Annotated in this window: 24 protein-coding genes; 10 read left to right on the forward strand and 14 right to left on the reverse strand. The window is 68.6% G+C overall.

Going from position 1 to position 20,187, the window contains the following annotated elements; all coding sequences use genetic code 11:
• The first annotated feature begins 103 nt into the window (after positions 1 to 103).
• Positions 104 to 517 carry a DUF4259 domain-containing protein gene (locus AB0J95_RS43935; protein WP_364771613.1) on the forward strand — a complete coding sequence of 138 codons (414 nt, stop codon included), beginning with the start codon at positions 104 to 106 and terminating at the stop codon, positions 515 to 517.
• Here the strand turns inward: AB0J95_RS43935 and AB0J95_RS43940 are convergent.
• From AB0J95_RS43940 to AB0J95_RS43950, 3 genes are all read right to left on the reverse strand, one after another.
• Complete coding sequence (locus AB0J95_RS43940; protein ID WP_364771615.1) at positions 507 to 1,169, reverse strand: tRNA-dependent cyclodipeptide synthase; 663 nt, start codon at positions 1,167 to 1,169, stop codon at positions 507 to 509. The two genes, AB0J95_RS43935 and AB0J95_RS43940, sit on opposite strands and share 11 nt — an antisense overlap.
• A 116-nt stretch (positions 1,170 to 1,285) precedes the next feature.
• Positions 1,286 to 1,951 carry a trypsin-like serine protease gene (locus AB0J95_RS43945; RefSeq protein ID WP_364771617.1) on the reverse strand — a complete coding sequence of 222 codons (666 nt, stop codon included), beginning with the start codon at positions 1,949 to 1,951 and terminating at the stop codon, positions 1,286 to 1,288.
• 154 nt (positions 1,952 to 2,105) lie between these two features.
• A complete protein-coding gene (locus AB0J95_RS43950) occupies positions 2,106 to 2,504 on the reverse strand; it encodes a hypothetical protein (protein WP_364771619.1) in 399 nt (132 codons plus the stop codon).
• 292 nt (positions 2,505 to 2,796) lie between these two features.
• Between AB0J95_RS43950 and AB0J95_RS43955 the strand changes: the two genes are divergently transcribed.
• Positions 2,797 to 3,714 (forward strand): diacylglycerol kinase family protein, encoded by a 918-nt coding sequence (locus AB0J95_RS43955; protein WP_364771621.1) that lies wholly within the window; start codon positions 2,797 to 2,799, stop codon positions 3,712 to 3,714.
• Between the two features lie 215 nt (positions 3,715 to 3,929).
• Positions 3,930 to 4,184, forward strand: a complete 255-nt coding sequence (locus AB0J95_RS43960; protein ID WP_209638664.1) for a WhiB family transcriptional regulator — start codon at positions 3,930 to 3,932, stop codon at positions 4,182 to 4,184.
• A gap of 176 nt (positions 4,185 to 4,360) precedes the next feature.
• On the opposite strand, the gene AB0J95_RS43965 is transcribed toward AB0J95_RS43960, so the two are convergent.
• The 4 genes from AB0J95_RS43965 to AB0J95_RS43980 all read right to left on the reverse strand — a co-directional run bounded on the left by AB0J95_RS43965 (position 4,361) and on the right by AB0J95_RS43980 (position 7,257).
• On the reverse strand, positions 4,361 to 5,857 hold the full coding sequence (locus AB0J95_RS43965; RefSeq protein WP_364771623.1) for a histidine kinase N-terminal domain-containing protein: 1,497 nt from the start codon (positions 5,855 to 5,857) through the stop codon (positions 4,361 to 4,363).
• A 28-nt stretch (positions 5,858 to 5,885) separates the two neighbouring features.
• Positions 5,886 to 6,101: a biotin/lipoyl-binding carrier protein gene (locus AB0J95_RS43970; RefSeq protein WP_364771625.1), complete on the reverse strand. Its 216-nt coding sequence runs from the start codon at positions 6,099 to 6,101 to the stop codon at positions 5,886 to 5,888.
• Between the two features lie 224 nt (positions 6,102 to 6,325).
• Positions 6,326 to 6,634, reverse strand: coding sequence for a mycothiol system anti-sigma-R factor (rsrA, locus tag AB0J95_RS43975; RefSeq protein WP_364771627.1), 309 nt, complete (start codon positions 6,632 to 6,634; stop codon positions 6,326 to 6,328).
• Complete coding sequence (locus AB0J95_RS43980; RefSeq protein WP_364771629.1) at positions 6,631 to 7,257, reverse strand: sigma-70 family RNA polymerase sigma factor; 627 nt, start codon at positions 7,255 to 7,257, stop codon at positions 6,631 to 6,633. Before AB0J95_RS43980 ends, rsrA begins: the two co-directional genes overlap by 4 nt.
• Before the next feature lie 183 nt (positions 7,258 to 7,440).
• Between AB0J95_RS43980 and ybaK the strand changes: the two genes are divergently transcribed.
• Positions 7,441 to 7,920 (forward strand): Cys-tRNA(Pro) deacylase, encoded by a 480-nt coding sequence (gene ybaK, locus AB0J95_RS43985; protein WP_364771631.1) that lies wholly within the window; start codon positions 7,441 to 7,443, stop codon positions 7,918 to 7,920.
• Here the strand turns inward: ybaK and AB0J95_RS43990 are convergent.
• On the reverse strand, positions 7,913 to 8,491 hold the full coding sequence (locus AB0J95_RS43990; protein WP_364771633.1) for a TetR/AcrR family transcriptional regulator: 579 nt from the start codon (positions 8,489 to 8,491) through the stop codon (positions 7,913 to 7,915). The genes ybaK and AB0J95_RS43990 overlap by 8 nt on opposite strands.
• Before the next feature lie 47 nt (positions 8,492 to 8,538).
• On the opposite strand from AB0J95_RS43990, the gene AB0J95_RS43995 reads away from it, so the two are divergent.
• Positions 8,539 to 9,324: a class I SAM-dependent methyltransferase gene (locus tag AB0J95_RS43995; RefSeq protein WP_364771635.1), complete on the forward strand. Its 786-nt coding sequence runs from the start codon at positions 8,539 to 8,541 to the stop codon at positions 9,322 to 9,324.
• Here AB0J95_RS43995 and AB0J95_RS44000 read toward each other — a convergent pair.
• Positions 9,321 to 9,932: an alpha/beta family hydrolase gene (locus AB0J95_RS44000; RefSeq protein WP_364771637.1), complete on the reverse strand. Its 612-nt coding sequence runs from the start codon at positions 9,930 to 9,932 to the stop codon at positions 9,321 to 9,323. The genes AB0J95_RS43995 and AB0J95_RS44000 overlap by 4 nt on opposite strands.
• Positions 9,929 to 10,684: an SOS response-associated peptidase gene (locus AB0J95_RS44005; protein ID WP_364771639.1), complete on the reverse strand. Its 756-nt coding sequence runs from the start codon at positions 10,682 to 10,684 to the stop codon at positions 9,929 to 9,931. The genes AB0J95_RS44000 and AB0J95_RS44005 overlap by 4 nt, the downstream gene beginning before the upstream one ends.
• A 73-nt stretch (positions 10,685 to 10,757) precedes the next feature.
• Between AB0J95_RS44005 and aroA the strand changes: the two genes are divergently transcribed.
• The 3 genes from aroA (at position 10,758) to AB0J95_RS44020 (ending at position 13,982) form a co-directional block, all read left to right on the forward strand.
• Positions 10,758 to 12,011, forward strand: coding sequence for a 3-phosphoshikimate 1-carboxyvinyltransferase (gene aroA / locus AB0J95_RS44010; RefSeq protein ID WP_364771641.1), 1,254 nt, complete (start codon positions 10,758 to 10,760; stop codon positions 12,009 to 12,011).
• A gap of 1 nt (position 12,012) precedes the next feature.
• Entirely contained in the window at positions 12,013 to 13,041 is a 1,029-nt protein-coding gene (gene rsgA / locus AB0J95_RS44015; RefSeq protein ID WP_364771643.1) for a ribosome small subunit-dependent GTPase A, read from the forward strand.
• A gap of 86 nt (positions 13,042 to 13,127) precedes the next feature.
• On the forward strand, positions 13,128 to 13,982 hold the full coding sequence (locus AB0J95_RS44020; protein WP_364771645.1) for a hypothetical protein: 855 nt from the start codon (positions 13,128 to 13,130) through the stop codon (positions 13,980 to 13,982).
• Positions 13,983 to 14,359: 377 nt separating this feature from the next.
• On the opposite strand, the gene pruA is transcribed toward AB0J95_RS44020, so the two are convergent.
• From pruA to AB0J95_RS44035, 3 genes are read right to left on the reverse strand one after another with little or no spacing between them, the layout of a single operon-like run.
• Positions 14,360 to 15,988, reverse strand: a complete 1,629-nt coding sequence (gene pruA / locus AB0J95_RS44025) for an L-glutamate gamma-semialdehyde dehydrogenase (RefSeq protein ID WP_364771647.1) — start codon at positions 15,986 to 15,988, stop codon at positions 14,360 to 14,362.
• 2 nt (positions 15,989 to 15,990) lie between these two features.
• Positions 15,991 to 16,482 carry a hypothetical protein gene (locus tag AB0J95_RS44030; protein WP_364771649.1) on the reverse strand — a complete coding sequence of 164 codons (492 nt, stop codon included), beginning with the start codon at positions 16,480 to 16,482 and terminating at the stop codon, positions 15,991 to 15,993.
• Between the two features lie 6 nt (positions 16,483 to 16,488).
• Positions 16,489 to 17,901: a wax ester/triacylglycerol synthase family O-acyltransferase gene (locus tag AB0J95_RS44035; protein WP_364771651.1), complete on the reverse strand. Its 1,413-nt coding sequence runs from the start codon at positions 17,899 to 17,901 to the stop codon at positions 16,489 to 16,491.
• Positions 17,902 to 17,945: 44 nt separating this feature from the next.
• On the opposite strand from AB0J95_RS44035, the gene AB0J95_RS44040 reads away from it, so the two are divergent.
• Positions 17,946 to 18,701: an RNA methyltransferase gene (locus tag AB0J95_RS44040; protein ID WP_364771653.1), complete on the forward strand. Its 756-nt coding sequence runs from the start codon at positions 17,946 to 17,948 to the stop codon at positions 18,699 to 18,701.
• Here AB0J95_RS44040 and AB0J95_RS44045 read toward each other — a convergent pair.
• On the reverse strand, positions 18,698 to 19,027 hold the full coding sequence (locus AB0J95_RS44045; RefSeq protein ID WP_364771655.1) for a hypothetical protein: 330 nt from the start codon (positions 19,025 to 19,027) through the stop codon (positions 18,698 to 18,700). The two genes, AB0J95_RS44040 and AB0J95_RS44045, sit on opposite strands and share 4 nt — an antisense overlap.
• A gap of 223 nt (positions 19,028 to 19,250) precedes the next feature.
• Here AB0J95_RS44045 and AB0J95_RS44050 point away from each other — a divergent pair, with 223 nt between their 5' ends.
• Complete coding sequence (locus tag AB0J95_RS44050) at positions 19,251 to 19,712, forward strand: Rv3235 family protein (RefSeq protein ID WP_364771657.1); 462 nt, start codon at positions 19,251 to 19,253, stop codon at positions 19,710 to 19,712.
• Positions 19,713 to 20,187 lie beyond the last annotated feature (475 nt).

Here is a 20,187-nt window from a genome sequence, read left to right on the forward strand (position 1 = left end):
CCATTTGGCGTAGCCGACACGATTTGCGCCTCGCTGTCGGGGATCGGACGGGGATGCGGGTAGGTTTCCCGTCGCACGATCACCACTTTCGAGGAGCAGTCCGATGGGTACCTGGGACAAGGGTGCTTTCGACAACGACGACGCCGCGGACTTCAGCGGTGACCTGGACGACGCCGACCCCGCCGACCGGGTCGAGCTGATCAGGGAGGCGCTGGCCGCCGCCGCGGACAACAGCGACTACCTGGAGGTCACCGACGCCAACCAGGCGATCGCCGCGGCCGCGATCGTGGCCTCCCAGCAGCCCGACGGCCCCGAGGTCGACTCCGCGTACGGCCCGGACTTCCTCACCGGCGGCGGCACGATCGACCTGCCGGACGACTTCGTCGAGCTGTCCCTGCGGGCGATCGCGCGGGTGCTGGACGAGGAGTCCGAGTGGCGCGAGCTGTGGGAGCAGGCCGACGAGCTGGAGGAGGCCATCTCGGCGCTGGAACCGATCCGGGCCGCGCTCAACCGCTAGTGCGCACCCTCAGGTAGCCCTGGTTGGCTGACGGGGCCAGCCAACCAGGCCCGGTCCGCAGCACGTCGGCGAACGCGAGCACGCGGTGGTACGCGCAGAGTGACTCCGGCACCCCCAGGATGGACGGGGTGTCCATCCCGATCGGGAGCTCGTTGAGAAAGTACTCGCTCGCCGTGATCACCTGTTGCTCGGTGGGCGTCTCGCCGCGGTGGCGCAGGTAGTCGCGGGACACCGCCAGGCAGGACCGCCGGAACGGCTGCGAGCTGTCGAAAGCGTTCTGCACCAGGCCACGCAGCCGTAGGTAGCCCGGATTGGCTTCCAGGTTCCGCCATCCGAGCAGCAGCGAGTCCGGATCCTGCGCGCCCGCGTCGGACAACGCGCGGCGGACCCGGTTGCGCGCCAGCCGTCCCTCCTGCTCGACCTTGGCGCACGCCCTGGCCGGCGACCAGCCCAGCGCGATCAGCGTGTGCGTGCTGGGCCGGTCGGCCACCAGGAAGTGCACCGAGTCGAACCGGACCAGCGCCCAGCGGGCCAGCTCGAACAGCCGCGCGGCGGAGAAGAAGCTGTTGAACAGGCTGACACCGAACAGCATGTGCCGCCCACCCGCGAGCAGCCGCTGGCAGTTGGGCGACGCGGCGACCGCTTCACACATCGCTCCACAATGGACCACAGAGCATGGTCACGCGAGTCCCGGTTCGGGTGAACCTCGGTCAGTGACAAGGAAAGCGGGCCCGGGGGCAGGGTTCCCGGGCCCGCTGGGGCATCGGCTCAGACGCCCGCGACCGACCGGATCCAGTCGCGGTAGCGGGTGATGTTGGTGTAGGCGGTGGTCGTCGAACGGTCGCTTGTGGACGCGACACCGATCTGCCTGCCCTTGCCGAACATCGGGCCGCCGGAGTCGCCGCCCGCGGTGATCCCGTTGCCACGGCGGGCACACACGGCGATGCCCTGGAACGCGTCGCGGCACGCGGTGTTGGTCACCGTGACGGTGGCGACCTTCAGCAGGCGCGACTGGCACTCGATCTCGGGCCGGTCGCGGCAGGTCGCGCCCCAGCCGAAGACCTGGACGGTGTCGCCGTTGGCGACGTCCGAGGCCGAGCCGAGCGGCGAATAGGTCGCCTGGACCGACCGGTTCAGCTTGACGATCGCGAGGTCCGCCGCGCTGCTGCGGGTGATGGTCGTGCCGGTCGCGGTCTGGCCGCCGGAGGTCTGGTCCAGGCTGCCGATCCGGAACGTGTACGTGCCGGCCGAGGACACGCAGTGCTTGGCGGTCAGGATGAACTGCGGCGCGATGATCGTCGCCGAGCAGTTCTGCTGCCCGTTGACGAACAGCCGGGCGGCCCAGGGCGCGTTGGACGCGTTCCCGCCGCCGATGATCATCGGCACGGCCTCACCGGCGCTGGCAACAGGCGTCACGGCGCCCAGAATTGTCATTGCCACACCGGAAATTGCCATGCCAAAGCGAACGAGCTTCATTACGGGTCACTCGATTCCGCGGCGTGGAAGCCGCTTGCAGGGTGGAATCAGGAACGCACATAGCGTTACCCGGGTGACCGTTCTGGAGAACCCGTCGAAAGTCGGTTTTGTGCTACTTCGCGTCTTCTCCAGTGACACCGTCCGCCCATGCGCGCGAAGGCGCACGCAACAACAGCACCAGAACCACCGCGCCCGCGACGGCCACCGGCCCACCCAGAAGTGGCTGGCTGGACGGCCCGATCGCGTAGTAGGCCACGCCGAGCAACAGGATCTGCATCGCGATCGCCGGCCCGCGCGCCCAGCGCTTGCCGAGCAGCAGGCCGATCCCGCAGGCGAGCACCCCGCCGAAGATCACCGTGAAGTAGCCGGCCTCGGCGTAGATGTTGCGGCCCGGCCCGGAGCTGCCGGCGATGAGCAGGATCGCGGCGAACGAGAGGCCGGCGAGTCCCTCCAGGCCCACGAGCACGCCCGCGGCCTTGACCGTGCCGGGCACGGATGTGTTCGTGGTCACGGAGAACTTCCTGGTAGCAACGGGATTGTGACGTTGGGTACGTGGTACCCGATGGTATGCCACCCATACGGACGGTCCCATCTGGCCGCTCGGCAAGCGATGATCTGTACCAGTCGTCACGAGCGGGATTTGGTCGTTCCGGGTGCACTCGTCACGACAGCGGGAACCGGTGTCAGGACGAAGGGAGTCCGATCACAGGCAGGCATGACCTGACTCGGATGGGTTACCCCATGCCCCTCGATCGATACCCGTGCTGGACGAAGGTGTCTACGCACTGTTTTACGCTGCGGTAATGCGAGCAGTGCTGGTGGTGAACCCTCAGGCGACGGCGACCACGCCGGCCGGCCGTGACGTGCTTGCGCACGCGCTGGCCAGCGAGGTGAAGCTGGACGTCATCGAGACCGACTACCGGGGTCACGCGATGGCCGCGGCGGCGAAGGCCGCCGAGGAGGGCGTCGACCTGGTGGTGGCGCACGGTGGCGACGGCACCGTCAACGAGGTCGTCAATGGCCTGCTGACCAGCCGGAACGCGCCGATGCTCGGCGTCGTGCCCGGCGGTTCGGCGAACGTCTTCGCGCGTGCTCTCGGCCTGCCGCGCGACCCCGTGGAGGCCACCGGGGTGCTGCTGACCGCCATCGAGGAGGGCCGCAGCCGCACGGTGGGTTTGGGCCGCGCCTCCTGGGGAACAGATTCCAGGTACTTCACGTTCAACGCCGGCGTGGGCTGGGACGCGGACGTGGTGGCCGGGGTCGACCGCAAGCGCGGCAAGCAGACCAGCCCGTGGCTGTACGCCCGGATCGCCATGGCCACGTATCTGCGGCCCGCGCACGGCCAGCCACAACTTCAGATCGAACTGCCGGGAGAGCAGCCGCACCAGGGCATGCGGATGGCGTTCGTGTCGAACACCGATCCCTGGTCCTACCTGGGCGACCGTCCGGTGCATCTGAACGCCGGGTGTACTTTCGATGGCGGTTTGGGGCTGTACTCGCTGAGCACCCTGCGGTTCCCGACCGTCGCCCGGGCCCTGCGCCAGGCCGTGTCCAAGCGGGGAAACCAGCACGGCCGGAAGCTGTTGCGCCGCGACGATGTCGAATCGATACGTGTCACGGCGGAGGAGCCGGTGCGGCTCCAGGTGGATGGTGACCTGGTCGGGGAACGCACGAACGTCGAGTTCACGTCGGTTCCGAAAGCCCTGAGAGTGGCGCTGTAGCCACTGCCGGGACCTTGAGAGCACGACCGGGCGACCTGAGGTCGCGCACGGTCGCCAGATACGCGCCGACGTCGATCTTTCGGGTGAGTTCACTCACCGGGTTGCAGAAGACCCCTTGACATCCGGCTGGTTCGTGAAAGCATTCACAAGCACCCCGAACGACCGAATGACGACGACTGGCGCGCCGAAGCGCGCCTGGCAAGGAGCTAGGAAAGATGGACTGGCGCCACCGCGCGGCCTGCCGTGACGAGGACCCCGAGCTGTTCTTCCCGGTTGGAAACAGTGGTCCTGCGCTGCTGCAGATAGCCGAGGCGAAGGGCGTTTGCCACCGCTGCCCCGTCACCTCCTCTTGCCTGTCCTGGGCCCTCGAAAGCGGCCAGGACGCTGGCGTATGGGGCGGAATGAGCGAGGACGAGCGACGTGCCCTGAAGCGGCGCAACGCTCGCACCCGGGCGCGCAGCAACGCCTGAGGCTTCTGCGAATACCGCGAATACCAAAAGCACCTGAAGCCCGGTACCGATCCCAGGTACCGGGCTTCAGGCATTTTCAAGACCCATTCATTCACACATAAACATTCACAGGCCCGGTCCAAGTGGCCCAAGCCGAGGGTTGTGCGGCGAGTGAGGGCATGAGCTCTCCAGCGAACTCAGCGGCGATGCGAGAGAGGCACCCTGAGCACAGCCTCCGTACCCCGAGGCTGCCGCCTCCGCAGCGACAGAGACCCCCGCAGCTCCGACTCCACGAGAGTCCGCACGATCTGCAGCCCCAGCCCATCGGTCCGCTCCAGCGAGAACCCGCGCGGCAAGCCCTTCCCGTCGTCGGAAATCACGATGTCCAGCCACCGCGCCGACCGCTCGGCCGACAGCGTGACCTCGCCGGACTGCCCCGCCGGATAAGCGTGCTCGATCGCGTTCTGCGCCAACTCCGTCAAAACCATCACCAACGGCGTGGCCAGCTCGGCGGACACAATCCCGAACTGCCCACTCCGCCGAACCTTCACGTGCGACTCGGCCACCGCCACGTCGCCGACCACCGGGATCACCTTGTCCAGCAGTTTGTCCAGGTCAACGCGCTCATCGACGGACACAGACAACGTCTCGTGCACCATAGCGATCGCCGCCACCCGGCGGACCGACTCGGCCAGAGCGGCCTTCGCCTCGGGGCTGTTGCTCCGCCGGGACTGCAAACGCAGCAGCGCCGCGACCGTCTGGAGGTTGTTCTTCACCCGATGGTGGATCTCGCGGATGGTGGCGTCCTTGGACAGCAGCGCCCGGTCCCGCCGTTTGACCTCCGTGACGTCCCTGACCAGCACCAAAGCACCCGCTGGGGTGTCCATCGGCCGCAACGGCAGGGCCCGGAACAACACCACCGCCCCGCGCCGGGACTCGGCCTCGGTCCGCATGGATGGCTGGCCGTCGATCGCGGCCAATATGCGTTGCGCGACTTCGGTGGCGTCAAAAGGATCGGCTATCAGCGAACGGGTCAGCGGGGCCAGCCGGACACCCACGAGGTCGGCCGCGTGCCCCATCCGGTGGTAGGCCGACAGGGCGTTCGGCGACGCGAAGATGACCGCACCGTTCGCGTCCAGCCGGATCAACCCGTCGCCCACCCGGGGGCTGGTGTGCACGTCGGCGGACGGTTCCATGCTCGGGAACGTGCCGTCCGCGACCATCTGACACAGGTCGCCCGCGCTGCCCAGGTAGGCGATCTCCAGCGGGCTCGGCACCCGCGGCACGGCCAGGTTGGTCTCCCGGGACAGCACCCCGATCACCGAACCGTCGTAGACCACCGGGATCGTCTCGCGGCGCACCGGCACGCCCAGGTACCAGTGCGGGTCCTCCTCGCGGCAGATCCGCCGCTCCAGCACCGCGCGCTTGAGCTGCGGGTGGTCGGTGGCCTTGATGAACGTGCCGACCACGTCCTCGGGGTGCGCGGTCGGCGCCGTCGTCGGCCGGGCGTGCGCGACGCAGAGGAACTCGCCCTCGTCGTGCCCGGCGTCCGGGACGTACGGCACCCACATCAGGAAGTCGGCGAAGGACAGGTCGGACAGCAGCTGCCACTCCGCGACCACCTTCTGCAAGTGGTCGACCGCGCCACCGGGCAGCCCGGTGTGCTCGGCGAGCAGGTCGGCGAGAGTAGTCACCGTGTTGTTCGAGCCGTCCTATCCGGTGCTAATCAATAACAGCGATGAGGTCGTGTTCCTGCACGACATCGCCCTCTTTGACGGCGATCCTGGTCAGCTTGCCCGCCGACTCGGTGATCACCGGGATCTCCATCTTCATCGACTCGAGCAGCACCACCGTGTCCCCCTCGGCGAGCTGCTGGCCCTCGTGCGCGACCACCTTGAGCACGTTGGCGACCATCTCGGCTTCGATCTTCTCGGCCATTGCCGCGGCCCCTTCCCGTGAAGTCCCGCGGCAATCCAACCACGGTCAAAGCGTCCCGCGCACACCTGTCACAATGGATCGACCGGTAACTTTTGTAGTAGGAGACTCGCATGTCGAAGCGCGCCCGCAAGCGTCGCGACCGTAAGAAGCGCGGCCCCAACCACGGCAAGCGCCCGAACACCTGATCACGACGAAGGCCCCGGGATTCCGGGGCCTTCCGCTTTCTACGACTGGGTCTCCACGCGGGTCTCGGTCACCTCGACGGTGACGCCGCCCTGGCTGATCACGGTCTGCCGGATGGACGCCCGCAGCCGTTCTTTGAACTCGGCCGAGGCGTGCTCACCGCCGCACTTCTTGTGCAGCAGCGCCTTCAGGTGCTCGTCGAGGCCGTACTCCTGCAGGCAGGGGCTGCACTCGTCGAGATGCTGCTGGAGCAGCGCCTTGCGCTCCTGGTTGCACTCGCCGTCCAGGAACAGCCACACCTCGTTGAGGACTTCGGAGCAGTCCGTGTCGTGGTGGTCTCCGCAGCTCATGACCCCGCCACCTCCGCTGCGCCGGACCGGATGAAACCCCGCTCCTTGGCGACGTCGGCCAGCATGTCGCGGAGCTGACGGCGCCCGCGGTGCAGCCTGGACATCACCGTCCCGATCGGGGTTCCCATGATCTCGGCGATCTCCTTGTAAGCGAATCCCTCGACGTCGGCGAGGTACACCGCCAGCCGGAACTCCTCCGGGAGCCGCTGCAGCGCCTGCTTGACGTCGTCGTCCGGCAGCCGGTCCATGGCCTCGACCTCGGCCGACCGCAACCCGCTCGACGTGTGCGACTCGGCCTGGGCGAGCTGCCAGTCCGTGATCTCCTCGGTCGGCTGCTGCAGGGGCTGACGCTGCCGCTTGCGGTAGCCGTTGATATAGGTGTTGGTGAGGATCCGGTAGAGCCACGCCTTGAGGTTCGTGCCCTCGGAGAACGACGCGAACGCGCCGTACGCCTTCAGGAACGTCTCCTGGACCAGGTCCTCGGCGTCCGCGGGGTTGCGGGTCATCCGCAACGCGGCCGAGTACAGCTGGTCCAGCAGGGGCATGGCGTCCCGCTCGAAACGGGCGGCCAGCTCCTGGGCGCTCTCCGGTTGTTTGCTCACCTGAGTTTCGGTGCCCGGCACCGCACTCCCTTCCCACCGACCGGCGATCTTGGGTCCGGTCGCTCGCGATCCCTTAGAGGATACGCGGGGTGAAATCGGCCGGCTGGTCGCCCGGACGACCCTCGGCCTGTTGATCTGCTCGGTCAGCACGTCCGTTCAAACACCCTTGTAAGGCCCGGAATTCCCGCCCGTAAGCTCCGACACATGGCGGGTAAGGGCACTCCGGGCACGGCACTGCTGACCAAGCAACGCGTCCCCCACACGTTGCACGCGTACGACCACGACCCCCGGCACGCCTCGTACGGGCTCGAAGCGGCCGAGGCGCTGAACCTGGACCCGGCCAGGGTGTTCAAGACGCTGCTGGCCGAAGTGGACGGCAGCCTGACGGTCGGGATCGTGCCCGTGACGGCCCAGCTGGACCTCAAGGCACTGGCGGCCGCGGTGGGCGGCAAGAAGGCGCGGATGGCCGACGTGGCGGCCGCTGAGCGCGCCACCGGGTACGTCGCCGGCGGGATCTCGCCACTGGGGCAGCGCAAACGCTTGCCCACCGTGCTGGACTCGTCCGCCGAGGGCTTCGAGACGATGTTCTGCTCCGCCGGACGCCGTGGCCTGGAGGTCGAGCTCGCCCCCGCTGACCTGGTCAAACTGACCTCAGCGGTGGTCGCGCCGATCGCGGCTACCTAGCCAGCACGTTCGCGACCATCGCGCGGACCGCCTCGACGTCCGGCTTCGGGCCCGTGCGGTCGGCGAACAGCAGGTGCGCGGTGCCGATCAGGGCGGCCGAGAGGTAGTCGACGTGGGCCTGGCTGTCCAGCCGGCCCAGCTCGCGTTCGGCGGTGAGGTACTCGCCGATCATGGTGATCGCGTCCGTGAGCACCGGAACGCCCGCGGGCCAGGCGTCTCGCAGGCGCGCCCGCAGCTCGTCCCGGAACGTCACCAGGGCGACGATCGCGACCGCCACCGACCCGAACAACGCCGTCAGCGCGTCGGTCAGGTTGTCCACGACCGTGCCGGTCCCGGCGGCGTCGTTCAGGGCCTCGGCCTGGGCGTCCATCTTGTCCACCCGGTCGAGCACGAACTCGGCCAGGAACGCGTCGAAGTCCTCGAAGTGCCGGTGCAGGACGCCCTTGGCGACCCCGGCCTCGGTCGTCACGGCGCGGCTGGTGAGCCCGCTCGGCCCGTCCCGCAGCAGTACCCGGTCGGCGGCCTTGAACAGCTGTTCCTTCACCGCACGCAGCGCGACTCCGGTCGGCACGCAGGGACTCCTTGTCGAAGTGGGCGCTTGCCCACTAGGGTGGGCACATGCCCATTTTACCGTCTCAACCCCATCAGCAGCGGCAGATGGCGGAGTCGTTCGGCGTGGACGCGGCCCGCTACGACCGGGCGCGGCCCCGCTACCCGGACGCGATGGTGAACGCCCTCCTGGCCGGCCTGCCCGGGAAATCGGTGCTGGACGTCGGCTGCGGCACGGGAATCGTCGCCCGGCAGTTCCAGGCCGCCGGATGCGAGGTTCTCGGCGTCGATGTCGACGAACGAATGGCGGCGTTCGCCCGGGAATCCGGCGTGCCGGTCGAGGTGGCGAAATTCGAGGAATGGGACCCGGCCGGGCGCACATTCGACGCCGTTGTCGCCGGTCAGACCTGGCATTGGGTCGAACCCGCAGCGGGCGCGGCCAAGGCGGCCTCGGTCATCAATCCGGGCGGGCGGCTCGCGCTGTTCTGGAACGCCTTCCAGCCCGCGCCGGAATTCGCCGAAGCCTTCGCCGAGGTGTACGACCGCGTCCTCAACGCCCCACGCAACCCGTGGACGATCTCGCTCGTGGACGCCTACCGATCGTTCATGGCCAAGACAACCGAGGCGATCGACGCCACGAAAGCCTTCGGCCCAGCCGAACAGCTGACCTTCGAGTGGGAAAAGCAGTACACCCGCGACGAATGGCTCGACGCGGCCCGCACCGGCGGCGACGCGGGCACCTACCAGCCGGAGACCCTCGAAGAGCTGATCTCCGCTATCGGCACGGCAATCGACGCTCTCGGCGGCAGCTTCACCATGGGGTTCAACACAGTCGTGCTCACCGCGACGCTCTAGTCCAGCGGCCGCAACACCCGGGCCAGCCATTCCTGCACGGCCTTCGACACGCCTCGCGCGTCCGCCTTCAGGCTGTGGTCACCCGCGAGCAGCACAACCTCCCGGTGGTGCGCGGGTTCCGGCCGCCCGAAGGTGTCCTTCTCCCCCTGTACCACCAGAACCGGTACGTCCACGCCGTCCAACTCGGGCAGCCGGGTCTTCTCCGGTCTTCCGGGCGGGTGCAACGGGAAAGCCAGGCACAGCACGGCAACGGCCTCACCGTCGGCCGCGGTCCGGCACGCCACCCGCGCGCCGGACGAGCGTCCGCCGAACACCAGCGGCAGGTCCTGGAACCACCGCTCGGCCAGGTCGTCGACCACGGCCAGCCAGGCCTCGTCGAGCTGGTTCGCCGGCGCGGGAGCACGCCGCCCGGCGACCCGGTACGGCTGCTCGATCAACGCCACGTGCACGCCCGCGGCCGTCGCCCCTCGCGTGGCGGCGACCAGGTCAGGCGCGCCGATGCCACCGCCGGCGCCGTGTCCCAGCAGCAAGGCCGCCCGGCCCTCCGGAGCGCAGTGCAGCTCCGCGCGGGCCGGGCCGCGCGGCGTGTCGATCGAGGCGGTGGTCATTTGTTCAGGTCGAACAGGGCGGACTCGTCCTGTCCGGAGACGCGTTCCAGCAGTTCCGGCCCGTTGTTGCGGACGCTGTTCACCGCGGTGGACACCGGTCGCAGTTCCAGGGCCGCCAGGAACTCCTCGGACGGCGGCACGATCAGCTCGGTCGCGTCCTTGCGGTCCGGGTCGAGCCAGTCGTTCCACACCGAGGGCGGCAGCAGCACCGGCATCCGGTCGTGGATCTCGGTGAGCTGGTCGACCGAGGGCATGGTCAGCACCGCGCAGGAGATCAGCGGCTCGCTGTCCGGCTTCTCCTTGTCCCGCCAGACCGTCCACAGGCCCGCCATGGCCAGGCTGGCGCCGTCCTTGCGCGTGGTGAAGAACGGCTGCTTCACCTTGCCGTCCCGCTGCCACTCGAACCAGCCGTCGGCCGGGAGGATGCACCGGCGAGAGGCCATCGACGTGCGGAACGCGGGCTTGGTCGCCGCGCTCTCCGACCGCGCGTTGATCATCTTCGCCGCGCCGCTGGCGTCCTTGGCCCAGGCCGGGACCAGGCCCCAGCGCATCACCCGCAGGGTCCGTTCGGTCCTGGACATGTCCTGCTCGCCGTCCTCGTCGCGCGGATGCCGTTGCACGACGGCGACCACGTTGCGGGTCGGGGCGACGTTGTAGTCCGGGCCCGGGATCGCGTCCTCCGTCGCGTCCTCGGCGTCGAACTCCGCCGCGAGCGTGGCCGGGTTCTTCGTGGACGCGTACCTTCCGCACACTGTTACGACACCTCCGGTACAGATCGTGGCATGTGCGCGCTGACCTGGCGAGTGCATGCGGGATCATCGACACATGACTCAGGCATGGCTCGCTCCCGTCACGCGGTCGCCGGTGCACGCGACTGTGTCGATCCCTGGCTCGAAGTCGATCACCAACCGCGCCCTCATCCTCGCCGCGCTGGCCGACAGTCCCAGCACTCTGTCCGCTCCGCTGCGCAGCCGCGACACGAACCTGATGGCCGCGGCGCTGCGTTCCCTGGGCACGCGGATCGACGAGGACTGGCGGGTCACCCCTTCGACGCTACGCGGCCCGGCCGACGTCGACTGCGGGCTCGCCGGGACCGTCATGCGGTTCGTCCCGCCCGCCGCCTCGATCGCGGCCGGTGAGATCCGGTTCGACGGCGACGAGTACGCCCGGGAGCGTCCGATGGGGACGATCCTGGACGCGTTGCGCGGCCTCGGCGCGGACATCACCGGCGACCGCCTTCCGTTCACCCTGCACGGAAAGGGCTCGCTGCCCGGCGGCGAGGTGACCATCGACGCCTCCGCCTCGTCGCAGTTCGTGTCCGGCCTGTTGCTCTCCGGTCCCCGCTACGACAAGGGTTTGACCGTTGTGCACGACGGGAAACCCGTTCCCTCCATGCCGCACATCGAGATGACCGTGCAGATGCTGCGCGCGGCAGGGGTGGAAGTGGACGACTCGGAGCCGAACACCTGGCGGGTGCAGCCTGGGCCGATCCGCGGCCGCGACTGGGTCGTCGAACCCGACCTGTCCAACGCGACACCGTTCCTGGCGGCCGCGGCGGTCACCGGCGGTACCGTCACGGTCACCGGCTGGCCCGCGCAGACCACCCAGCCGGGCGACGACATCCGCGGCATCCTCGCCCAGATGGGCTGCGAGGTCACGCTGGACGCCAACGGGCTCACCGTCACCGGACCGGCCACACTGTCCGGTGTGGACGTTGACCTGCACGACGTGGGCGAGCTGACGCCGACCATCGCCGCGGTCGCCGCGCTGGCCGGGAGCCAGTCGGTGCTGCGCGGCATCGCGCACCTGCGCGGGCACGAGACCGACCGGCTGGCCGCGCTGGCCACCGAGCTGAACTCGCTGGGCGGGGACGTCGAGGAGACCGAGGACGGCCTGATCATCCGGCCTCGCGCGCTGCACGGTGGCCCGTGGGGCGCCTACGCCGACCACCGGATGGCCACCGCGGGCGCGATTCTGGGCCTGGTCGTGTCCGGCGTCGAGGTGGACGACATCGCCAGCACGTCCAAGACGATCCCGGACTTCCCCGGGATGTGGTCCACCATGCTTGGGGGCAACTGACGTGAGCGGGCGGGACCGGCGCCGCGACTGGAGCAAGCTCGATGAGGCGGACGTACGGGTTCGCCCAGGTCGCGGCACCAGGCCCCGCACCAAACGCCGGCCGGAGCACGCCGACGCCGCCGCCGCGATGGTCATCGGCAAGGACCGCGGCCGGTGGACCTGCGCGCTCGGCGGTGACGCGGACCAGCTGGTCGTCGCCATGCGCGCCCGGGAACTGGGCCGCACCCCGGTCGTCATCGGCGACATGGTCGACCTGGTGGGTGACACCACCGGCAAGCCCGACACGCTGGCCCGGATCGTGCGGGTCGCTGATCGGACCAGTGTGCTGCGCCGCACCGCGGACGACACCGATCCGTACGAACGCGTGGTCGTGGCCAACGCCGAGCAGCTCCTGATCGTGACAGCGCTGGCCGATCCGCCGCCGCGCACCGGTTTCATCGACCGGGCCCTGGTCGCGGCCTACGCCGGTGGCCTGGAACCGGTTCTGTGCCTCACCAAGTCCGACCTCGCCAGCCCGGACGAGCTGATCGCGGCCTACGCGGACCTCGACCTGCCGGTCGTGGTCACCCGTCAGGACGAGGACCCGGCCGAGGCGCGGGCACTGCTCGCGGACAAGGTCTCCGCGCTGATCGGGCACTCCGGCGTGGGCAAGTCCACGCTGGTCAACAAGCTGGTCCCGGACGCCGACCGGCGCACCGGCGTGGTCAGCGGGGTCGGCAAGGGCCGTCACACTTCGGTCACCGCTGTGGCGTTGCCGTTGCCCGGCGGCGGGTGGGTGATTGACACTCCCGGTATCCGCTCGTTCGGACTGGCGCACATCTCGCCGGATGACATCGTGAACGCCTTCCCGGAGTTCATGGAGGCCGCCGAGGAGTGCCCACCCGGCTGCGGGCACCTGGGTGCACCGGAAGACCCGGACTGCATGCTGGACACCGTCGTAGCCGACGGCGGGGCCACAAAAGGGCGTCTCGAATCACTGCGTCGGCTGCTAACGTCCCGCGCTGGGTTGGACGATTCACCGCGTGACTGACGCAACCATCGGGCGAACCGGTGCGTCCAAGTGGGCGCTGATAGCGTCCGAGCACTGAAACCGCACTAGCTGGGGTGGGACTAAGAATGCGAAAGACAGGACTTCTCGCGGCGGGCCTCGCGCTCTCGCTCGCCTTGGTGGGCTGCGGCAGCAAGACCGCCGGCACCCCGACCGCGGGCGGTGACACCACGGGCGGCGCCACGGCCGCGGGTGAGCCGGGTGGCCTGAAGGTCTTCGGCAACGCGCTGGACCTGGCAGGCGCCGTCAACAGCAAGAGCAAGGACAAGCAGAGCGTCAAGTTCTCCATCGACGGCTCCGCTGCCGGCCAGGCCATGAAGGGCGATGGCGCGTTCCGCGTCAACGGCACCGACGTGGCCATGCAGATGAAGATGGACCTCCCCGGCATGGGCGCCATGGAGATGGTCATCGTCGACAAGGCCTTCTACATGAAGATCCCGGCCAGCCTGGCCGGATCGCAGGGCATCCCGGCCGACAAGCCGTGGATCAAGTTCACCGCCGACGGCGACGACCCGCTGTCCAAGATGCTCGGCCCGATGCTCGAGCAGATGGGCGGCAGCTTCGACATCTCCAAGCAGATGGACCAGCTCAAGAACGCGGGCACCATCGACAAGTCGGAGAAGACCACGCTGGACGGCGCCGAGGTCACCCACTACTGGATGACCATCGACACCCTCAAGGCCCTCGAGGCCACCAACATGGACCCCGAGCTGAAGAAGCAGGCCGAGGCGGCCGCCAAGCAGAGCGGCGGCAAGACCCAGCTGGAGATGTGGATCAACAGCGACAACCTCCCGGTGCAGATCGTCACCGAGATGAAGACCGCGGGCCAGTCGGTCAAGATGACCGCGAAGTACACCGACTGGGGCAAGCCGGTGGACATCAAGGCCCCGGCCGACTCCGAGGTCACCACAATGCCCAAGTAGTCCACACAGGACTGCGTTTTTGAAGAGCCACTGAAAAAGGCCCCGCTCACCCGAGCGGGGCCTTTTCGCTGCCATCAACCCCCCACACACGCGGTGCCCACACCTACCCTCCACCCCGCACCCACCCGGTGCTCCCATGGGGGAGGGCAAATCCCTGTGGTTTCGGCGGGCGACTTTGTGCGGGGTGGCGGCGCACATGAGCTCGTCGGCGGGGCAGGTCGCAGACCTGTCCCCTTAGTTCCTGCCCGTGCGCCGCAGGGGTCCCCGCACAAAATCGCCCGGCGAGACCACTACGAGCGAACCCACTCCGCCGACCCGCTTCCAGCGGCCCCACCCCCACCGAACCCACTCCAGCGACCCCACGCGCGGCAAGCCGGTCACGACCCCATGTGCGGATAGGTGTGGTCCGTAGGCGGAACGAATGTCTCCTTGATCGCACGCGGACTGATCCACCGCTGCAGGTTGAAGATCGAGCCCGCCTTGTCGTTCGTCCCCGACGCCCGACTGCCCCCGAAAGGCTGCTGCCCCACGACCGCCCCCGTCGGCTTGTCGTTCACGTAGAAATTGCCCGCCGTGAACCTGAGCGCCTGCTGCGCCTCCTGGATCGCATGCCGATCCGTGGCGAACACCGCCCCGGTCAGCCCATAGGGCGTCGAGGAGTCAACAACCTCAAGAACCTTGGCGTAGTCGGCATCGTCAAAGACATGCACCGCCAAGATCGGCCCGAAGTACTCGGTGCTGAACACCTCGTTCGCCGGATCCCCCACCAGGATCGTCGGCTGCACGAAGTATCCGACGCTGTCGTCCGCCGTCCCCCCGGCGAGCACCTCCAGCTTCCCCTCAGCGTGCACCCGCTCAAACAGCTTGCTGTGCTTGGCAAAAGCACGGTTGTCAATGACCGCACCGCCGAAGTTCGAGAAGTCCGTGACATCCCCGTAGGACAACGACTTCACGGTGTCCACCAGACGATCCCGCAACCCACCTTCCCACAGCGAACGAGCAACATATGCCCGCGAAGCAGCCGAACACTTCTGCCCCTGGTACTCAAAAGCCCCACGCACCAACCCCGTCGCCACCGCCGCTGGATCAGCGGAAGCATGCGCGACAACGAAGTCCTTGCCGCCGGTCTCACCGACGATCCTCGGGTACGACCGGTAGGTGTCCAAATGCGACGCCATGGTCTGCCAGAGGTACTTGAACGTCTTGGTAGACCCGGTGAAGTGCAGTCCCGCGAAGTGCGGGTCGGCCATCGCGACCTCGCTCACCGCGGGCCCGTCGCCGGTCACCAGGTTGATCACACCGGGCGGAAGTCCCGCTGCCTCAAGCAACTGCATCGTGTAGTGCGCGGCCAGGGACTGCGTCACCGAGGGCTTCCAGATGACGGTGTTGCCCATCAACGCGGGCGCGGTGGGCAGGTTCCCGGCGATCGCGGTGAAGTTGAAGGGTGTGATGGCGACCACGAAACCGTCGAGGGGACGGTGGTCGAACCGGTTCCAGATGCCCGGGCCGGACTCGGGTTGTTCGGCCAGCAGGCGGCGGGCGAAGGCCACGTTGAAGCGCCAGAAGTCGATCAGCTCGCACGCGCTGTCGATCTCGGCCTGCTGCACGGTCTTCGACTGGCCGAGCATCGTGGCGGCGTTGAGGGTGTCCCGCCACGGTCCGGCGAGCAGGTCCGCCGCTCGCAACAGAACCGCGGCTCGTTCGTCGAACGGCAGCTCGCGCCAGGCGGGCGCGGCTTCTTTGGCGGCCTGGACGGCTTGGGCGACGTCGTTCGGCGTTGCCTGCGCGGTGGTTCCCAGGACATGCGCGCGATCGTGTGGCTGGACCACGTCGACGCGCTCGCCGCCGGCCATTGTCCTTGTGCCGCCGATGGTCTGGGTGAACTCGACCCGGTCGGCCTCCAGCTCGGCGATCCTGGCCCGCAGCGACGCCCGTTCGGGGCTGTTGGGCGCGTAGGACCGGACTGGCTCGTTCCTTGGTTCTGGCACAGACGAAGCGGCATCCATGACTACATCAGCTCCAGTAGGAAGGGCAGCTCCTGGGTGGCGTACCAGGCCAGGTCGTGGTCCTCCACGTCACCCAGGACGAACTCGGCGTCCTCATCCCCCATGTCCGCGGCGTCGACGACGAGCACCGCTGCCGCGACGGCCTGCTCGGCCTCGGGGGCGTCCAGGTGGATCGCGGCGATGTCCTTCAGCGCCACGGTTCCGGCGATCCGCACGACCGAGTGGTCCAGGTCGGGGCGCGGGCTCGCACTGTCCACATCGGCCGCGATGACCACCCGGCGGCGCATCGACTCGGGGTCGTTGCCCAGCAGGCGCAGGGAAGCACGGGCGGCGTCGGCCATGGCCACGTACTCCAGGTCCTCCTCGGTGCCGCTGGTGTACATCTCGCGCAGCGTCGGGGTGAGCGCGAAGGCGGTGCCGTTCAACGGCTTGAGCTCACCGGCCTCGTTGAGCTCGCGCAGCATCGTGACCGTGCCAGGGATGTAGACCCGCACCGAAACTCACACCCTTACCGTCGAAAGCAGCTCTTCCAGTGACTCCTCGACCATCCTGGCCAGCGCGTCCACATCGGACATGGCGTCCCGGTCGCCGTTGAGTCCGAAGTAGACACCGCCGTCGTAGGAGGTCACCCCGATCGCCAGCGCCTGGTTGCGCACCAGCGGGACGACCGGGAACATCTCCATCATCTTGGCGCCACCGGCGTACATCGGCACCTGCGGGCCCGGCACGTTGGTCACCACGACGTTGAAGATCCGCCGGGAGAAGCTGCCCGCGGCCCGCGCTCCCAGCGAGTGCAGCGTCGGCGGGGCGAACCCGCTCATCCGGCGCAGCGCGTTCGCGGCGACCTTGCGGGCCGAGTCGTTGTGCGCCCGCATGGCATGGCTGACCTGGTGCAACCGCACCACCGCGTTCGGCTCGCCGACCGGGAGGTCGACCAGCTTGGCGGTCACCGTGTTGCCGAGCATGCCTGGGATTGTCGTGTCCGACTCGTCCTCGCGCACCGCTAAAGGCACCAACGCGCGCAACGTCGTCGACGTGGTGACGGTTTGCCCACGGGACATCAGCCACGTCCGCAGCGCGCCTGCCAGGGTGGCCAGGACGGCGTCGTTGACCGTGCAGCCGTGCTCGTTGCGCAGGATCCGGAAGTCCTCGAGGCTGGTCCGGGCGACCGCGAACCGCCGCTGGGGCGAGATCCGGACGTTCAGTGGGCCGCTGGGGGCGCTCGTGGCGGCGGTGCCGATGGCGCTGATCAGACCGCCCGCGGTGTCGGCCAAGCGCTGCACGAGGCTGCTGGAGAACAGGTCGCCCGCGGCGGACCTGGCGTTCTCGACCAGTTCGCGGGGGCGCTGCACGACGTCGCCGATGGCGTCCAGGACCAGCTTGGCCTGGGTCGGCTCGCGGCGCGGCGTCCACGCGACCTCGCCGTTCTCGCTGAGCTGCGCGGTGGTGTCCAGGATGATCTGGCCGATGTCGATCGTGCCGATCCCGTCCACCAGGGCTAAGTGCGTCTTGGTGACCAGCGCGAACCGCCCCCGCGCCAGGCCCTCGACCAGATAGGCCTCCCACAACGGCCGCGACGGGTCCAGCGGCCGTGACATCAGCCGCGCGACCAGCTCGTGCAGCTGCTCGTCGTTGCCTGGCCTGGGCAGCGCGGAGCGGCGTACGTGGTACGTGAGGTCGAACTCGGGGTCGTCCGCCCACACCGGCCGCGCCAGGTGACCGGGGACGGTGAGCACCTTCTGCCGGTAGCGCGGGATCATGTCCAGCCGCTGGGCGATCAGGCCCACCAGCTCGTCGTAGTCGAACCCGCCTCTGGGCCGCCGGAACACGGCGACCCCGCCGACATGCATCGGCGTCGCCTGGTCCTCCAGGTAGATGAATGACGCGTCCACCGCGGACAGGCGATCCGGCATGGGCCCGATGGTTTCACACATCGCTGACATGCGATTCTTCCCAGGTGGGATCGCCTAAGGACACGTTCGTCACGGTTTACGGCCGCAAGCCCGTTCTTGAGGCGCTCGGGGACGAGAGTCTGCAGGTAGACAAGGTTGTGCTGGCCGACACGGCGCGTGGCCCGGCGGCCAGGGAGATCCTGGACGCGGCATCTTCTCGCGGGGTTCCGGTCCAACGGGCCACCGCGCAGCGGGTCAAGGTGCTCGCCGGGAACGGCAAACAGGACCAGGGCGTGATGGCGGACGTAGTCGCGCCACGCATGCGGCTGCTGTCGGAGGCGTTGTCGGGACCGCGTCCGCCGCGCGGGGTGTTGCTGCTGGACGGGATCACGACGCCGGCGAACGTGGGCATGATCCTGCGGACGGCGACCGCCGCCGGGATGGGCGGGATCGTGGTGCCGCGGCGTGGGGTGGCGAGCATCGACCCGCTGGTGGTGAAGGCGTCCGCGGGGGTGGCGTTCCACGCGCCGGTGCTGCGGTGCGCGACAGCCGGTGAGGCCGCGTCGCTCCTCCGGGACGCCGGGTATCCCCTGTTCGCGTTGGACGCGTCCGCGCCCACATCGCTTTTCGAGGCGTCGTTGCCCGGCCGGGCCGCATTTGTGCTCGGCAGTGAAACCGCCGGGCACAGCCCGGAGGTCCGCGATCTGGTGGATACCTGGTTGTCGATTCCGATGCGCGGCGGAGTCGAGTCGCTGAATGTGGCGAGCGCGGCGGCCGTGCTCTGTTTCGAGCACCTCCGCCGCGACTCATCAACGTATTAACGTTCGTCTATGTGATATCCGACGACTCGCGCCGTGTTCAGCAGACCTCCCTGGCATTCCGCGACGGACGGACCGAATCCGGGTTCGACCCAAAAACCGAGGTCGTACCAGTAGGAACTGCCTGCGGCGCAGTGCGCGACCACGCGATATAGATAGCGTGCGTCATGCATGTAGTCGCAGTACACCGAGACGCGCTCACCTGCGAGAATATGTTCCCGGAAGGCATCACAACCCGGCGGCGGCAGGTCCTGGACGGCGGCCGCGGCCGGCGCCAGTCCGATCAAGAAAACAATCCCCGCCACGAACCCAACCCATTTTCTTCGCATCGCGACTCCCCGGGCTCGATGATCAGACTCCCCCAGGATAGAAGCGGGTGTTAATAGCAGGCAATTAACCGGCCAAGTGACAAACAAACGCGCTTTGTGACCCACACTGCTCCAAGTGAGCGATATCCGGGGCGATTACGGGTGGTTTATGCCGTCATCCCCCCGGGCGAACCTTGTCCGGGGGTACGGGTGGGTGCTCTCCGTCGCGGCGGGGAGGAACCACATGTCATTGATCCTGCGGCCACTGCCGGCCTATGAACCGTCCACAGAGCTGTCCGTCGCCGACTCCGGCGCGTACCACCGCTACCAGTGCCTGCCTTCGGTGCCGCACCTCGCGGTCGCCCCGGCGGAGCCCGACTGCCGGGGCCTGGTCACCAAGATCCTGGAGGTCCTGGACGGCAGACGCCCGATCACCCAGCTCCGAGGAGTCCTGAGCGAAACCGTGTACGAAGCAACCCTGACCCGCCTGCGAACAACCCCGCCAACAACCATCCGCCACACCCTCACAACCCTCCACACCTGCCGCCCATCACCCACAGCCATAGAGCTGTGCGGCCGCCTCGACACATCCACAACCACCACAACAAGCCGCCCAACCCGCACCACCAAGGCCTACACCGCCCGCCTAGACCTCCAAGACGAAACATCCCCCTGGACCTGCACCTTCTGGCGCATCCTCCACTAGCTCCAACCACACCCACCCACCCATCCACACCCAATCCACACCCCTGTGGACAACCCTGCGCCCCTGTGGACAACTCACCCCACAGAGCCCAGGGTTGTCCGCCCCCACCACTAGTTTGGGAATCCGGGGGGCCCAAAACCCAAAAGGGGACCCCTGCCGCAGCGTGCCCACCCGGCGCCCGGCTCTGGGCACGGCTTGGGCTGAGCCGCGGGCCTCAAGGGCCGGACCCTGGCACGGGCTCAAGCCAGGCACGGGCTGGCGCGGGCGCGGGCACAAGCCGAGCACGGGCACAGGCACGGGCTGGCGCGGGCGCGGGCGCGGGCGCGGGCGCGGGCACAAGCCGAGCACAGGCACGGGCACGGGCACGGGCACGGGCACGGGCAGAAGCCTGGCCCGGGGGCGCGGGCGCGGCTCAAGCCTGGACCTGCTCCGGGCCGTGCGCACGACTCAGGTCGAAGGCCTGTGAGCGCGGCTC

Source organism: Actinocrispum sp. NPDC049592 (assembly GCF_040675465.1).
GTDB lineage: Bacteria > Actinomycetota > Actinomycetes > Mycobacteriales > Pseudonocardiaceae > Kibdelosporangium.